Origin of the sequence: Micromonospora sp. NBC_01638, from assembly GCF_045209745.1 — a bacterium.
In the GTDB taxonomy this organism is placed as follows: Bacteria; Actinomycetota; Actinomycetes; order Mycobacteriales; family Micromonosporaceae; genus Micromonospora.
The window spans coordinates 5,272,176-5,286,290 of record NZ_CP109273.1 but is presented as its reverse complement, the minus strand read 5'-3'; the positions used below and the strand labels follow the sequence as shown (position 1 = coordinate 5,286,290).

Sequence of the window (14,115 nt, the reverse complement as noted above, 5' to 3'; positions counted from 1 at the left end):
AGGGCTGGGTGAGTCAGACGCCGAGGCCCTGCCGGGTGCCGCCGGCGTCCGGGGCCAGGTCGACCGGGTCGATGCCGTGCGGGGCGTTCAGGACGCCGCCGAAGATCCGGTACTTCAGCGGCAGCACGTCGAGCAGCCGGTATCGGGCGCGGCGCAGCAGCACACCGGGCGTGCTGCCAGTGGCCAGCGCCTTCTCCTGGAGCCGCTGGAAGCTGGTGACGTGCGCCTTGTGGCGGCGCCGCTCGGTGACGAACGCGGCGAACGCCGAGGCGGGGATCGGGCCGGCGCCGGACAGGGCGTTGGCGATGATCGGCGCGATCACCACCGCATCCTGGATGGCCAGGTTGACGCCCTGGCCGAGGATCGGCGTGCAGGTGTGCGAGGCGTCGCCGATCAGGACTAGGCCGTCCCGGGTCCACTCCGGCACCTCGGCCGTGAAGATCTCCAGGAACGACGTGTCGTCCCACGAGTTCAGGTGCTCCGCGACGACCGGGGCCAGCCGCGGGTCGAGCGCCATGATGCCCGCCTTGAACGGCGCGAAGCCTGCCTTGCGCAGCGCGCCGAGCCCTCGCTTCGGCAAGTTGTGGCCGATCCGCAGGAAGTCCGGGAACGTCGGCAGCACCACCAGGTGTCGGTCGCGGTCGACGACGAGCTCTGCCTGCAGGCCCCAGTCGGCCGGCCGCGGCAGCTTGAAGGACAGGAAGTCGCGGGCCATGTGCTGCACGTCGGCGGTGATGCCGGCCGCGTGCCGCACCTTGGAGAACCGGCCGTCGGCGCCGACCACGAGCCGGGCGCGTACCTCGGTCGTCTTGCCGTCGCGGCTGCGCAGGCGGGCGCCGGTGACGGTGTCGCCGTCGCGCACCAGGCCGGTGAACGAGACACCGAAGCGGTACTCGAACGTCGGGTACTCCGCAGCCGCGTCCGCGAACATCGCGATGAGCGCGGGCTGCGGGATGTCGACCGGCACCTCGCCAAGCCCGAACCGCCGGTAGTCGACGTGCATCACCCGACGGCCCTCCATCCGCATCGTGACGCCCTCGGTGCGCAGGAAGCCGTGGTCGTCGAGCGCCGGGCCGAAGCCGAGCCGGCGCAGTGTCACGACCGACGGCGCGGCCACGGTCTCGCCCCGGAAGTCGCGCTCCAGGGAGGTCTGCTTCTCGACCACGAGCACACCGACGCCGCGGCGGGCCAGCAGGAAGCCGAGCAGCGCGCCGGCCGGCCCGCCGCCGACGATCAGGACGTCCGTCTCCTCCACGGCGCTCATCGCGGCGTCCCCGCGCCGGTCCGGTCGACGAGCTCCGCGAGGTCGCCGACCGTGGCGGCCGCGGCAAACCGCTCGTAGTCGAGCGGCCGGCCCGTCTCGCGCTCCAGGTACACCAGCACCCGCAGCGCGTTGACCGAGTCCCAGCCGTCCACCGCGACGAGCGGAGTGCCCGCCGCGAGGGTCGTGCCGGGCAGGTCGAGCAGGTCGGTGATGACCTCGACCACCAGGTCCTCAGCCAGCACGGAACACCTCCGATTCATGCGTGATCTCGATGAAGGGACTCAGGTTGGGCAGCCGCGCCAGGTCGTGCCGGAACTCGCCGGCAGCGGCGGTGGGGCGGAAGCCGAGCGACGGATAGAGGCCGGCGAACCGGCCGTTGCGGTCGGTCGCCCGGAACGTGCCGGTGACGCCGGGCGCCCCGGCCGCGGCCGCCGACCGCAGCACCAGGCCGAGCAGCGTGCTCTCCACGCCGCGGCTGAACACCCGGCAGCTGAGCACGAAGTTGCCGACGGTCCAGGCGCCGTCCGCGGCCCGGCCGAGGGCGATCGCGGCGATCAGCCCGTGGTCGCCGAACCGGTCGCTGAGCCGGGCCGCGAAGAAGGTGGGCGCGCCGTTTGTGCCGGACCGGTCCACCTCGGCCGCGCCGTACCGTACGCCGGTGAGGTTGAACTGGTTGGTCTTGGCGAACAACTGTGTGATCCGGCCGGCGTTCATCGGCGTCAGCGGCTCGACGGTGAGCCGCGAGCCGAGCTGTGCCAGGTGATCCTCCAGGCTGGTCGCCTGCTGCTCGATCTGCCGGCGCCGGGTCCGGGCGCGGTACAGGGTGGTGCGGTCGCGGTCCTCGTCGGTCAGCGACAGCACCAGGAAGTCGCCGCGGGCGGCGAGCGCGGCGGCGTAACCCGCCGGGTCGTCGGGCAACTCGACGGTGGCGACCTCGGGCGCCATCCGGCGCATCAGCTCCCGCTCGACCGGGTTGTCGTCGACGAAGACGAAGGCGTCGCTGCCGAGGTTCAGCTCGGCGGCGATGGCCCGGACGTTGCCGGCCTTGGGCTCCCAGTCGATCCGTCGGGCCACGAAGTGCTCGCTGCGCAGCAGCATCTCGGGGTGGGTGTCGAGCGCCTCGACGGCGACCGGGTCGTCGTTCTTGGAACTGACCGCGAGCAGGACGCCCTGTGCGGACAGGTCGCGGGCAAGCCGCTGAAGCTCGGTGTGCGCGGTCCCCGGATAGCTGCCGCCGACCCGCAGCCCGGCGGTGCCGACGTCACCGACCACGCCGTCCCAGACCGTGTTGTCCAGGTCCAGCACCAGGCACTTGGCGGACCGGCCCAGGTCGGCGGCGGCGACCCGGGACAACTCCTCGGCGTACGCGAGCAGGTAGGCCGGCGTGTAGACGTGCCCCGCGACGTGGCGCATCCGGTCGCTCGCGAAGATGCCGCCGGCCGTCTCGGCCAGGTCCGGGAAATCCAGGACCACGGCCGACGGCAGGTCGGCGGCCAGCCCGGCCAGCTCGGCGTTCATCCGCGACCACACTGCGGCGAGCCGGGCCCGGGCGGCGTAGCTCACCAGCCGGCGCGACCGCAGCGGGCTCAGCGGGATGGTGCCGAGCACCGTCAGGCCGCCCAGCGTCTCGCGGGCGGCGGCGGCCCAGGTGGCCACCTCCGCCGGAAAGGCGACGCAACGGGCTTCGACCTCGTCGAGGTCGACCGGGTCGGCCACCCGGTCGAAGACCGCCGCGTCGTCGAGCAGACAGGCAACCAGCCGGGGGCGCAGCGTGGACAGCTCCGGCGCGCCAGCGGCGATCTCCAGCTGCCATTGGTTGAACCCGGCCATCCGGACCTCGGGAAGGATCCCGCGGCGGAGCGCCGCCGCGGTGATCATCGGAGGCAGGGCGTCCAGAGTGGAGCTGCCGAGCAGGGCCACGGTCGTCCGCGGCAGGTCCGCACCGGCAAGTGCGGCGCGGCCGCGGGCGCCGTGCAGGAGGCGGCCCGCCGCCTCCAGATCGAGGGGGTCGGGCACCCGGCCGAGCAGCTCGCGGACCGCCGCGAGGTCCGGCGGGGTGGCGCCGAGCGTGGCCCGCAACTCGGCCAACGCGACCCGGCCGGTGGCCGGAGCGGGCGGGACACCGTGGTCAATAGACATTGGAGTTGCCCTCGGGCCGGTGGCGCAGCGCCATGCCGGCCAGCACCCATTTCGACGATTCGACGGTCGCCACCAGCATCCGGCCGCCCTCGCCCACCCCGCCACGGATGCGCCGCAGCGCCCGGTTGAGCTGGATGAACGGCAACGCGTTGCCGTTGTTGCCGGTGTCCGCCACGCAGGACACCGCCTGCTGCTCGCCGATGCTGAGATACTCGCGGATCCGTTCGGTCATCACGCCGTTGAGCTGCGGGGTGAGGACGTGCTCGACGTCCGGCAGCCGCCATCCGGTGACCGCCACCAGCTCGTCGAGGATGGCCCGTGCGGCCTCCGGCACATGCTGCTCGATGGCCTTGTAGTCCTCCTCGCTCATCGCCTCGCGCACCACGCGGCCGTGCTCACCGGTCTCCTGCGGCGCGCCGGCGGCGCCATACCAGCGCACGATCTGGGCGGGCGCCCGCCCCTTGCCGACGGTGCGCAGGAACAGGTGCTCGACGAGCAGGCCCGGGCCGTCCTCGCCGGCCTCCACCACGGCCGCCCCACCGCCGTCGCCGAACATCGCGAAGTTCACCATCTCGGCCGGGCGCAGCTGGACCGCGGCGTCGCCGGGCGGCAGCATGTTGCGGCAGGTGTCGGCGCCGATGACCAGGCCGCGGCGCAGGCCCGAGGTGAGCAGCGCGCGGGCGGTGTAGAGGCCCTGCAACGCACCGGCGCAGCCGGAGGTCAGCTGGAAGGTCGGCAGGTCGTTGAGGCCGAGCCGGTCGGCGACCAGGTTGACGGTCGCCGGCATCAGGTGGTCCGGGGACGCCGTGGAGAGGATGAGGAAGTCGATGGCCGCCGGGTCGACACCGGCGCGGACCAGGGCCTGCTCCCCCGCCTCGGTGGCCAGGTCTCCGGTGGTCTTCGGTACGCCGGTGGGGCTGTCCGGCCGGCAGAAGTAGCGCGTGCGGTTGCCCGTGACGGAGTCCAGCCACCGCTCGTGCAGGCCGAAGCGCTCGGCCATGTCGCGGTTGGTCACGGGCTCGCCGGGCAGCACCTCGCTCAATGAAACCAGTCTCATGTTCGATCCTTGCCTTCGAGATCGGGGCCGTCGTGATCGGCGCTCAGCCGTACCGCTGGAGGTCGTAGAAAAAGTCCGGGACGGTGGCCAGCCCGCCGTCGGCGGCAACCTGGTCGTAGACGTGCTTGGCCAGCACCAGGTCGAGCACGCCGAGGCCGAACGGGGAGAACACGACCGGCCGGTCCGCGGGCGGGGCGATCCGCCCGGCCAGGACGTCGCACAGCGTGCCGGCTACGAAGTCCCGATGGCCGACCCGCTGCTCGGTGAGGTGGACCGAGGTGCCGGCCTTCATCACGTGCTCGACGTCGTCGACCACGTTCCAGGCGTTCAGGATCACGTCCGGGCCGAGGTCGCGCAGCGACAGGTGCAGCACCAGTGGCGCGTGGCCGAACAGCGCCGGGTCGGTCACGTGCGGCTCGCCGGCGACGGTCGCGAACAGCACCAGATCGCTGTCGGCCAGCAGCCCGTCGAGGCTGTCGTGCCGGACCACGTCCTGCTCCCCGGATCGGCGCAGGTGGTCGCCGAACCCGGCGGCGTGCTCCGCCGACAGGTCGTGCACCCCGACCGATTCGAAGTTCAGTCCGTTGGCCCGCAGGTAGTGGTAGGTGTAGCGGGCGATGAGCCCGGCGCCCACCACGCCGAGCCGGCGCGGCGTGCGGCCGCGCGCGGCGGACAGGCGGACCGCCGCCGACGCCGCAGACGCCGCCGTCCGCGCCGCGCTGATGATCGACGCCTCGAGACAGGCGATCGGGTAGCCGGTGTGGAAGTCGTTGAGGACCAGCACCGCCGAGGCGCGCGGGATGCCGGCCGTCACGTTGTCCGGAAAGCTGGAGATCCACTTGAGGCCGTGCACGCCGACCTTGCCCCGGACCGAGGCCGGCAGGGCGATGATCCGGTCCCGTGGTCGGTCTGGGAAGCGGAGGAAGTACGAGTCCGGGTTGGTCGTCTCGCCCTCGCCGTGCAGCCGGTACGCGCTTTCGATCAGCTCGGTGACCTCGCGCTCGCGCCCGTGTACGGCGTCGTGCACCTGCCGGCCGGAGATGATCGCGAATGGTGCTACCTGGGACATGCTTCTCATCAGCTCCTGGGTCGTCGTGCGGCTGGGGAGGCCGGCCGTCGCTGAGGGGGCATCGGCCGGCCGGCCTCCCGGTTCCTAGCTGCCGGACTGCCCGGCCGTGGCGCGGCGCAGCGACAGCGGGCGCAGGTCGGTCCAGACCTGGTCGACGTGCGCGACGCACTCCTCCTCGGTGCCCTCGAAGCCGGCCGGGCGCCACCCGCCGGGGCTGGGCCGGCCAGCCGGGAACAGCCCGTACTGCTCCTCGTGGTTGACCAGCACGGTCCAGCGGCTCACGCCGACACCGCCGCGCTGTTCAGGCGCTCGTTCACCGCGGCCGTGAAGGCGGTGAACGTGCGGTGCTCGAACAGCATCCGGGTGGGGATCTTGACCCCGCCCAGGCCGGCCCGCAGGCGGCTGGCCACCTGCATCGCGCTGAGCGAGTGGCCGCCGATGACGAAGAAGTCGTCCTCGTCGTCGACCTTCTCGAGCTCGAGGACCTCGCACCACACCTCGCGGACGGTGTTCGTGGCGTCGACCTTCATCTGCGTCTCCTTGGCAGGTTCAGAACCGTCCGGGGCGTCCTCGGCGGACGTGAGCCGGCGGATGAGGGCACTGCGGTCGGCCTTGCCGCCGACGGTCAGCGGGATGGCGTCGACGACCGCCCAGTCGCTGGGCTGCATCCAGGTCGGCAACTGGCCGGCCGCGTACGCCCGGACGGCCTTCAGGTCGCCGCCGGGCCGCAGGTGGAGCACGGCGGAGAGCCGCCCGCCGTCGTCCCCGCGCTGGTAGAGCATCACCGCGCGGCTGACGTCCGGGTGATCGGCGAGCACCGACTCGATCTCGCCGAGCTCGACCCGGTGTCCCCGAATCTTGATCTGGTCGTCGGTGCGCCCGATGTACTCGATCGTCCCGTCGGCCCGGCGGACCACCCGGTCGCCGGTCCGGTACATTCGGGCGCCGTCGGCCGACAGCGGGTCGGGCACGAACCGGGCGGCGGTGAGCCCGGCCCGGCCGGAGTAGCCCCGGGCCAGGTAGGACCCGGCGACGCACAGCTCGCCAGGCGTGCCGTCCGGGACCGGTACCAGCTCGGTGTCCACGACGCGAGCCTCGACCCCGGCGAGCGGGCGGCCGATCGTCGGGCTCTCGCCGGGCCGGATGAACGTGCCGGCCACGTTGACCGCAGCCTCGGTCGGCCCGTACAGGTTCATGGCCGTGACCACGCCGTCGCCGATCAGCGCCTGCAACCGCGACCACAGGCCGGGCGGCACCGCCTCGCCGGCGATGAAGAGCCGCAGGTGCCGCTCCGGGCCGGCGATGTCGACCAGGTCCTCGATGAGCATCTGCGCGTGCGACGGTGTCATGTCCGCCTCGGTGAGCTCGCGCTCGACCATGAATTCGGCGAACTCCTCGGCGTCGCGCCGCATGTCGTCGGTCAGCACGCCGACCGTGTCACCGCGGAAGACCCGCACCCACTCCTGCACCGAGGCGTCGAACGCGACCGAGGCGTTCCAGGCCAGCCGGACGCCGGGCGGCCCGAAGAAGCCGCCCTGCTCCATGCCGTTCAGGAAGCTGATCAGCGCCCGGTGCGACACCTCGACGCCCTTCGGGCGCCCGGTCGAGCCGGAGGTGAAGATGATGTACGCGAGGTTGTCCGGGTGCAGGACGGCCGGCTCCGAGCGCTCCACGGTGGACCAGTCGGTCCGGTCGAGCAGCACCGGGTCGGGCCCGGACCCCTCGGGCAGCGAGTCGACCAGGTCGGCGTGCGTGATCGTGGTGACCGGCGCGGCGTCGCGGACGATCCGCCCGAGGCGCTGGGCCGGCTGCTCCGGGTCGAACGGCACATAGACCGCGCCGGTCTTGAGGATGCCGAGGATCGCGACGATCAGGTCGGCGGTGCGGGGCAGCAGCACGCCGACCGCGCGCTCCGGCCCGGCGCCTCGGGCGGCCAGCAGTGTGGCCAGGCGGTCGCTGCGGTCGTCCAGCTCGGCGTAGGTGAGCGTGGCGTCGACACCGACGACCGCGGCGCGGCCGGGATGGGCCGCGGCCGACTCCCGGAACGCGGCCACCGCCGAGCCGTGGAACTCGGGACGGCTCCGGCGGTCCGGCGCCGGCCCGCCGTCGGCCCGCGCGGGGAGGGTCTGTGTCATGACCGGGCCACCTCGGCCTGCTGCTCGGCGACGCGGTCCAGCAGGGCCTGGGTGTCCTGCAACGGGCCGGCCTCGGTCTGCAGCACCACCTTCCACGTGCCGTGGTCGCGCAGCCAGCAGGTGGCGTGCACGAAGGTGATGGTCATCTCGGCCGAGTCGAAGCGGACCACCTCGAGGATCTGGCCGCTGACGCACTGCTGGACCACCGTCTTGATCGGCGTGACCGTCAGCGTCCAGGTCGGCTCCTCGAAGTACTCCTGCAGGATCCGGCCCCAGGCGTCGCGGTTCATGCCGACGGTCCCGTCGGCGCCGAGGCCGGTGGCGTTGGCGCCGATGAAGTGCCCGATGAACCGCTCGTAGTCGCGCTTGGCGAACGCCCCGACAAAGTCGTGCCCGGCCTCGGTCAGCTCGGCCACACACCGCTCGCATCCGGCGTCGCCCGCGTGACCGGCGGTGAACGCCGACCCGGTCGCGTCCGGGTCGACGAGCGCCAGCTTCTCCCTCATCCTCAGTCCTCACTTTCGGTTCGAGCGGCGCGGTCGTCGCGCGGCCGCGTCATCAGCAACAGCACCTCAGTGGGCTCCTGCGGATCCGGGATGGTGCCGTCCGGGCGGAAGCCCTCGGAGGTGTAGAGCGCCAGCGCCCGGTGGTTGTCCGGCTTGACGTCCAGCCAGACGGACCGGGCGTCGTACCGCTCGTGGGCATGGGCCACTGCAGCCCGCACCATCGCCCGGCCGTGCCCGCGGCCGCGGAACTCGTGCGCCAGCACGATCCGGCGCAGCTCGATCCGGCCGCCGCCGTCGCGCAGCCCGGCCAGCAGGATGAAACCGGTGACGGTCGTCCCGACCACGCCGACCAGGTGCTCCTGGTCGGCGTCGGCGCGGGCCGCCAGGTGGTACTCCCGGCCGGTGACCCCGATGTACGGCGTGGTTTCCGGCCCGACCTCGATCCGGGTGATCTCGTCGAGGTCGTCCGGGAGCGCCGGCCGCATCACGAGCGCCGGGCCGGCGTACGTGGTCACGGCGCCTCGACCGCCGTGTTCGACGCCTCGCCCATGGCGATGGCGATCTTCCGAGCGCCGGTGTACGGCTCGCGGCCGTGCGCGGTCAGCATGTTGTCGATGACGACGAGGTCGTCCTTCTGCCAGTCGAACCGGGTGCTGGCGGCCCGGTACGCCTCCTGGAGGTGCTTGGTCACCTCGGCCGGGATCTGGCCACCGTCGCCGTAGTAGCTGTTGGTCGGCAGGTTCTCCTCGCCGAACATCTCCAGCATCTCCTCGCGGTAGACGCCCGGCAGCGTGTCCACGTGGAAGAAGGTGGCGTGGTTGAACCACACCTCAGCGCCGGTGACCGGGTGCCGGTGCACGGCGTCGCGCACCGCGCGGGTGCGCAGCCCGTCCTCGCCGATCCACTCGACCTGGATGTTCTGTGCGGCGCAGTACCGCTCGACCTCGGCCCGGTCGTCGGTGTCGTAGAAGTACTGCCAGGTGCCACCCATTGGCCCGAAGTTGCGCACGTACGACCACTTGCGCCGGGTGAACTCCTCGACCACCGCCGGGTCGATGTGCTCGAGGACCTTGCGGACATCGGCGAACGGGGTGGCGCCCTGCGTCGTGGACGGGGTGATGCAGTAGAAGTAGACCTTCATCGGCCAGTGCTGCTGGTACGAGCACTCGTTGTGCAGGAAGATCTCCTCGCTCTCCGGGTAGTCCGTCGAGGTGAAGACGTTGCCGGAGAGGCTGCTGCGCGGCGAGGACCGCTCGGTGTAGTCGAGCGGCTCGCCGGACAGCGTCCGCACCAGGGTGTGCAGCCCGTCGACGCCGCCGACGTCGAAGCCGCGGAACAGCACCGCGCCCTTCTCGGTGATGAGCGACCGGATCGCGGCGCGGTTGTCGCGTACCGTGTCGAGGATCGCGCCGTTGTTGTCGTTGCTGATGACGGCCGGAAGACCGTCGGGAAGAGCGGAGATCCGCATCGTCGTCCCTCTCGTCGATTGCCTGCCGGTCGTCACAGCCGCCCGGCGGCCGCGATCCCGGATTCCTTCCACAGGTGCGACACCTCGCCGAAGTTCTGCCGAACCCAGGTGTCGGAATAGATCGTGTTGAGGTAGCGCTCCCCGCGGTCCGGGAAGACGAGCACGCAGGTGGCGCCGGCCGGGATCTGGTCGCGGTAGCGCTCCAGCGCCGACACCACGGCGCCGGAGGAGCCGCCGGCCAGGATCGCCTCCCGCGCCATCAGCCGCCGGCAGCCGACCACGGCGTCCAAATCGGACACGTGCACGACCGGCCAGGTGCTGGCCGGGTCGAGCAGCGGCGGCGGGGCCGAGGCGCCGTGGCCCGGGATCAGCCGCCGCCGGCTCTCGTCGCCGAAGATGGCGCTGCCGACCGCGTCCACCGCGACCACCGTGGTGCCCATCCGGTGCTCCCGGACGTACTCGGTGACGCCGGTCAACGTGCCGCAGGTGCTGGTGGCGCAGAAGATGAAGTCCAGATCCCCGGGCAGCGCGTCGACGATCTCCTGCATGGTGCGGTGGTGCGCCTGCGGATTGCGCGGATTCGCGTACTGGTTCGGCCAGTAGCCGTGCGGCTCGCGCGCCATCAGCTCGCGGACCCGCTGCAGGCGAATCGGCAGGAACTCGCCGGTGGCCGGGTCCGGTTCCTCGATCAGCTCGATCTCGGCCTGGAAGGCTCGCAGGATCGCGAGGTTCTGCTGGGTGGTCTTGGCGTCCACCACGCAGATGAACCGCAACCCGAAGTACCGGCAGATCTGTGCGATGCCCACGGCCAGGTTGCCCGAGCTGGACTCGATCACCACCGACCGGTGCGGGACCAGCTCGCCGCTGTGGATGCCGTGCAACAGCATGTTCAGCGCCGTACGGTCCTTGATGCTGCCGCCCGGGTTGGCCAGCTCGAGCTTCGCGAACACCCGGGCCGGGACGTCACGCAGCAGGCCGTCAAGCTCGACGAGCGGTGTGCCGCCGATGCACCCGAGGATGCCCTGCACCGTGTTGCGGGTCATGACTGTGCCTCCTGCTGTCGGTGAGGCCGAGTCTGTCCGGGCCCCCTTGAGCCGTTCTTGACGATTGCTGCACCGCGCTGACCTCAGGCGGTCTCAAGTACGCGTCGGTACGGTCCCGCCGTAATCGAGCACCGGTGCCGCGAGGCCCAGCGAGAAGCGAGGAGCGACGTGGATTCAACGGAGTTGCGCGCCCTGGTCGAGGAACAACTACGGCAGTCCCGTGGCCTGCGGGCACGCATCCACGAACTCGAGCGGGAGCGGCACACCCCCCTGGCGGTGGTCGGCATGGCGCTGCGGTTCCCAGGCGGGGTCAGCACACCCGAGGCCTACTGGGACCTGCTCAGCGGCACGGGGCACGCGGCCACCGAGATCCCCGCCGAGCGGCCGGGGCTGCGCGCGGCGTACCACCCCGAGGTCGGCCGGGCCGGACGGTCGTACGTGCGGCGGGCCGGCTTCCTGCGCGACGTGGCCAGCTTCGACGCCGACTTCTTCGGCATCTCCAACCGGGAGGCCGAGTCGCTGGACCCGCAGCAGCGGCTGCTGCTGGAGACCTCCTGGGAGGCACTTGAGCGGGCCGGCGTCGCGGTCCGCCGCGGCGGGCGGCTGGACGCGGGCGTCTATGTCGGCATCATGGCCGCCGAGTACGGGCAACGGCTCGCCGACGGTGACCCGGAGCGGCTCGACCCGTACTTCGGCACCGGTAGCGGGCACTGCTTCGCGGCCGGGCGGATCAGCTACGCGCTCGGGCTGCGCGGCCCGGCGGTCACCATGGACACCGCCTGCTCGTCGTCGCTGGTGGCGCTGCACTCGGCGGCCCGGGCGCTGCGCGGCCGGGAATGCCGGTACGCGCTGGTCGGCGGCGCGAACCTGCTGTTCTCGCCGCAGCTGATGGTGTCGCTGTGTCAGAGCCGCGCGGTCGCCCCGGACGGCCGGTCCAAGCCGTTCCTGGACGGCGCCGACGGCTACGGCCGGGGCGAGGGCGTCGCCACCGTGGTCGTGATGCGCCTCGACGACGCGCTGGCCGAGGACCGGCCGGTGCTGGCGGTGCTGCGCGGCACCGCGGTCAACCACGACGGCGCGTCGTCCGGGCTCACCGTGCCGAACGGCCCCGCCCAGCAGGAGGTGATCCTGGCCGCGCTCCAGGACGCCGGGGTCGCGCCGGCGCAGGTCTCCTACGTGGAGGCGCACGGCACCGGCACCTCGCTCGGCGACCCGATCGAGGCGTCGGCGTTGGACGGCGTGTTCGCGCCCGGCCGGCCGTCCGGCGACCCGCTGCGGCTGGGCAGCGTCAAGGCACGGCTGGGTCACCTGGAGGCGGCGGCCGGCATGGCCGGGCTGATCAAGGTGGTGCTCATGCTCCAGCACGGCCGGCTCGTCGCCGACGTGCCACCGGGCGAGGGACCGTTGAACCCGTTCATCCCGTGGTCCCGGCAGTGCCTTGAGGTGGTGCGCGAGCCACGCGACTGGACCGGCGAGCGGTTCGCCGGGATCAGCGCGTTCGGGCTCAGCGGCACGAACGCGCATGTCGTGCTCCAGTCGGCGCCGGCGCCCACCGAGCCGGACGAGCCGGCGGGACGACCCGAGCTGCTGGTGCTCTCCGCCCGGAGCGAGCCGGCGCTGCGCGCGCTGGCCGCCTCGGTCAGCACCCGGCTCTACCGCGCAGACGACCGCACGGTCGGTTCGATCTGCCACACGGTGCGGGCCGGGCGCGCGCCGATGGCGTACCGGATCGCGGTGACCGGCGCCGCGCCGCGGGAGCTGGCCCGGGCGCTCAGCAACGCCGTCGACCGGCCCGCCGCCACGGTCACCGACGTGCCCCGCGAGGTGCTGCTGCACACCGGCGACCCGGCCGCGCTGGCCGACGCCGTACGGCGGCTGGCGGATCGCTTCCCCGGCCTCGCCGACGCCGGTGGCGATCCGACCGGCTGGCTGCTCGCCGCCCTGACGGCGCTGGCCGTACCGGTGCGGTCCAGCAGTGAGCGCGCCGGTACGGAGGCGGCGGTCCTGAGCTTCGGTACGCGGCGCGTGGTCCTCGTTCCGGCCGAGGCGGCCCGGGCGGAGCAGGTGTTCCTGGACGCGCTCGGTCAGGTGTTCCGAGCCGGTGTCGACCTGCGCTGGGAGCCGTTGCGGGCGAGCGGCGCCCGGTACCTTCCGGACCTGCCCACCTATCCGTTCCAGCGGCGCCGGTACTGGGTCGACGAGCCCCGGCCCGGCGGGTTCGAGGCGGGGGCGCCGGTGGTGACGCCGCTGCCGGCCGCTACGGCCGCTCTGAGCGGCACCGACGCGATCGTCGCTTTCCTCCGCGACGAGCTGGCGGCCGCCCTCAAAGCCGACGAGCTGGACCTCGCGGCCACCTTCGCCGACCTGGGCGGCGACTCGTTCACCGCGATGCTCTTCGTGCGCAGTGTCGAGAACCGTTACGCGACGCCCGACATTCAGTCGGAGTTCGCCGTCGACCGGCCGCTGACCGAGTTGCTCGCCGAGCTGGCGACGACGATCGCGGCCCGGTCCGCGGCGGAGCCGGTCAGCGCGGCGGCGGGAGGCGTCCGGTGAGGCCGTTCATCCGTCCGCGCCCGGTCGACGACCCCGCCGTCCGCCTGCTCCTGCTGCACCACGCCGGCAGTTCTGCGATGGCCTACTACCCGCTGGTCGGACTGCTGCCGGACGACTGGGACGTGCTGCTGCTGGACCTGCCCGGACGCGGCTCCCGGCACGGCGAGCGGCTGTTCCGGGACATGACGCGGGTTGTCGACGCGGTGCTCGCCGACGTCTCGCCGCAGGCGGAAGGCCGCTACGCGCTCTTCGGCCACAGCATGGGCGCGATCGTGGCCGGCGAGGTGGCCCGCCGGCTGGCTGGGCAGGGCCGGCCGCCGCTCTGGGTGGGCGTCTCCGGCCGGAGCGCGCCAGCCACCCCGGTCGCCGGGCCGGCCGAACTGACCAGGCTGGACGACACGAGCCTGCTCACCACGCTGGTCGGGCTGGGCGGGCTGCCAGCCCGCATCGGTGAGATCCCGGAGTTCCGCGAGCAGTTCCTGCGGGTCGTCCGGGCCGACCTGGAGGCGGTGGCGTCCTACCGGCCCGCGGCGGGCCGGCCGCCGCTGCCCTGCCCGGTCACCGTCTTCGGCGGCATCGACGACCCGTTCGCGCCGCTGAGCAGCCTGCCTGCCTGGCAGGAGGAGACCGTCGAGCCGCTGCGGCAGTGCCTGTTTCCGGGCGGGCACTTCTACTTCGCTGGCGACGCGATGGCCGAGTTCGCCCGGCAGCTGCGTGCCGAGTTGCGCGCCGAGCTCGCCACGGAGGCCGCCCGAGCAGGACGTTGATCGACCGGAGGAACCGGTTCCGTGAGATTTTCACGTGCTGCGATGATCCCGTCACTGGCACAAAACTCGTCCTCTCGGCAGGCTTTCCCTCGACCGAAGTTGCGTTTGCACAGA

The 14,115-nt window shown here is 72.6% G+C and carries 13 protein-coding genes; 2 read left to right on the top strand and 11 right to left on the bottom strand.

The window, feature by feature from the left end; genetic code table 11:
* Window positions 1-13 precede the first annotated feature (13 nt).
* From OG811_RS24685 to sbnA, 11 genes are all read right to left on the bottom strand, one after another.
* On the bottom strand, window positions 14-1,264 hold the full coding sequence (locus tag OG811_RS24685) for an FAD-dependent monooxygenase (protein ID WP_406069063.1): 1,251 nt from the start codon (window positions 1,262-1,264) through the stop codon (window positions 14-16).
* On the bottom strand, window positions 1,261-1,506 hold the full coding sequence (locus OG811_RS24680; RefSeq protein WP_406069060.1) for an acyl carrier protein: 246 nt from the start codon (window positions 1,504-1,506) through the stop codon (window positions 1,261-1,263). Before OG811_RS24680 ends, OG811_RS24685 begins: the two co-directional genes overlap by 4 nt.
* Entirely contained in the window at window positions 1,496-3,403 is a 1,908-nt protein-coding gene (locus tag OG811_RS24675; RefSeq protein ID WP_406069058.1) for an HAD-IIIC family phosphatase, read from the bottom strand. The genes OG811_RS24680 and OG811_RS24675 overlap by 11 nt, the downstream gene beginning before the upstream one ends.
* Window positions 3,393-4,460: a 3-oxoacyl-ACP synthase III family protein gene (locus OG811_RS24670; protein ID WP_406069056.1), complete on the bottom strand. Its 1,068-nt coding sequence runs from the start codon at window positions 4,458-4,460 to the stop codon at window positions 3,393-3,395. Before OG811_RS24670 ends, OG811_RS24675 begins: the two co-directional genes overlap by 11 nt.
* Before the next feature lie 43 nt (window positions 4,461-4,503).
* Window positions 4,504-5,538 carry a 2,3-diaminopropionate biosynthesis protein SbnB gene (gene sbnB / locus OG811_RS24665; RefSeq protein ID WP_406069055.1) on the bottom strand — a complete coding sequence of 345 codons (1,035 nt, stop codon included), beginning with the start codon at window positions 5,536-5,538 and terminating at the stop codon, window positions 4,504-4,506.
* A 75-nt stretch (window positions 5,539-5,613) separates the two neighbouring features.
* A complete protein-coding gene (locus OG811_RS24660; protein WP_406069053.1) occupies window positions 5,614-5,811 on the bottom strand; it encodes an MbtH family protein in 198 nt (65 codons plus the stop codon).
* Window positions 5,808-7,664 carry a non-ribosomal peptide synthetase gene (locus OG811_RS24655; RefSeq protein WP_406069051.1) on the bottom strand — a complete coding sequence of 619 codons (1,857 nt, stop codon included), beginning with the start codon at window positions 7,662-7,664 and terminating at the stop codon, window positions 5,808-5,810. The genes OG811_RS24660 and OG811_RS24655 overlap by 4 nt, the downstream gene beginning before the upstream one ends.
* On the bottom strand, window positions 7,661-8,170 hold the full coding sequence (locus tag OG811_RS24650; RefSeq protein ID WP_406069049.1) for a hypothetical protein: 510 nt from the start codon (window positions 8,168-8,170) through the stop codon (window positions 7,661-7,663). Before OG811_RS24650 ends, OG811_RS24655 begins: the two co-directional genes overlap by 4 nt.
* A gap of 2 nt (window positions 8,171-8,172) precedes the next feature.
* Window positions 8,173-8,685, bottom strand: coding sequence for a GNAT family N-acetyltransferase (locus tag OG811_RS24645; protein WP_406069047.1), 513 nt, complete (start codon window positions 8,683-8,685; stop codon window positions 8,173-8,175).
* On the bottom strand, window positions 8,682-9,638 hold the full coding sequence (locus OG811_RS24640) for a TauD/TfdA family dioxygenase (protein WP_406069045.1): 957 nt from the start codon (window positions 9,636-9,638) through the stop codon (window positions 8,682-8,684). The genes OG811_RS24645 and OG811_RS24640 overlap by 4 nt, the downstream gene beginning before the upstream one ends.
* 32 nt (window positions 9,639-9,670) lie before the next feature.
* Window positions 9,671-10,681 carry a 2,3-diaminopropionate biosynthesis protein SbnA gene (gene sbnA / locus OG811_RS24635; RefSeq protein ID WP_406069043.1) on the bottom strand — a complete coding sequence of 337 codons (1,011 nt, stop codon included), beginning with the start codon at window positions 10,679-10,681 and terminating at the stop codon, window positions 9,671-9,673.
* Between the two features lie 168 nt (window positions 10,682-10,849).
* Here sbnA and OG811_RS24630 point away from each other — a divergent pair, with 168 nt between their 5' ends.
* Together OG811_RS24630 and OG811_RS24625 are read left to right on the top strand one after the other, a co-directional pair.
* Window positions 10,850-13,234, top strand: coding sequence for a beta-ketoacyl synthase N-terminal-like domain-containing protein (locus tag OG811_RS24630; protein WP_406069041.1), 2,385 nt, complete (start codon window positions 10,850-10,852; stop codon window positions 13,232-13,234).
* On the top strand, window positions 13,231-14,001 hold the full coding sequence (locus OG811_RS24625; protein WP_406069039.1) for a thioesterase II family protein: 771 nt from the start codon (window positions 13,231-13,233) through the stop codon (window positions 13,999-14,001). Before OG811_RS24630 ends, OG811_RS24625 begins: the two co-directional genes overlap by 4 nt.
* Window positions 14,002-14,115 lie beyond the last annotated feature (114 nt).

Excerpts from the sequence above, each read along its gene's own strand:
- OG811_RS24685 (WP_406069063.1), bottom strand. The coding sequence starts at position 1,264 with ATGAGCGCCGTGGAGGAGACGGACGTCCTGATCGTCGGCGGCGGGCCG.
- OG811_RS24675 (WP_406069058.1), bottom strand. The coding sequence starts at position 3,403 with ATGTCTATTGACCACGGTGTCCCGCCCGCTCCGGCCACCGGCCGGGTC.
- OG811_RS24670 (WP_406069056.1), bottom strand. The coding sequence starts at position 4,460 with ATGAGACTGGTTTCATTGAGCGAGGTGCTGCCCGGCGAGCCCGTGACC.
- sbnB (WP_406069055.1), bottom strand. The coding sequence starts at position 5,538 with ATGAGAAGCATGTCCCAGGTAGCACCATTCGCGATCATCTCCGGCCGG.
- OG811_RS24655 (WP_406069051.1), bottom strand. The coding sequence starts at position 7,664 with ATGACACAGACCCTCCCCGCGCGGGCCGACGGCGGGCCGGCGCCGGAC.
- OG811_RS24650 (WP_406069049.1), bottom strand. The coding sequence starts at position 8,170 with ATGAGGGAGAAGCTGGCGCTCGTCGACCCGGACGCGACCGGGTCGGCG.
- OG811_RS24640 (WP_406069045.1), bottom strand. The coding sequence starts at position 9,638 with ATGCGGATCTCCGCTCTTCCCGACGGTCTTCCGGCCGTCATCAGCAAC.
- sbnA (WP_406069043.1), bottom strand. The coding sequence starts at position 10,681 with ATGACCCGCAACACGGTGCAGGGCATCCTCGGGTGCATCGGCGGCACA.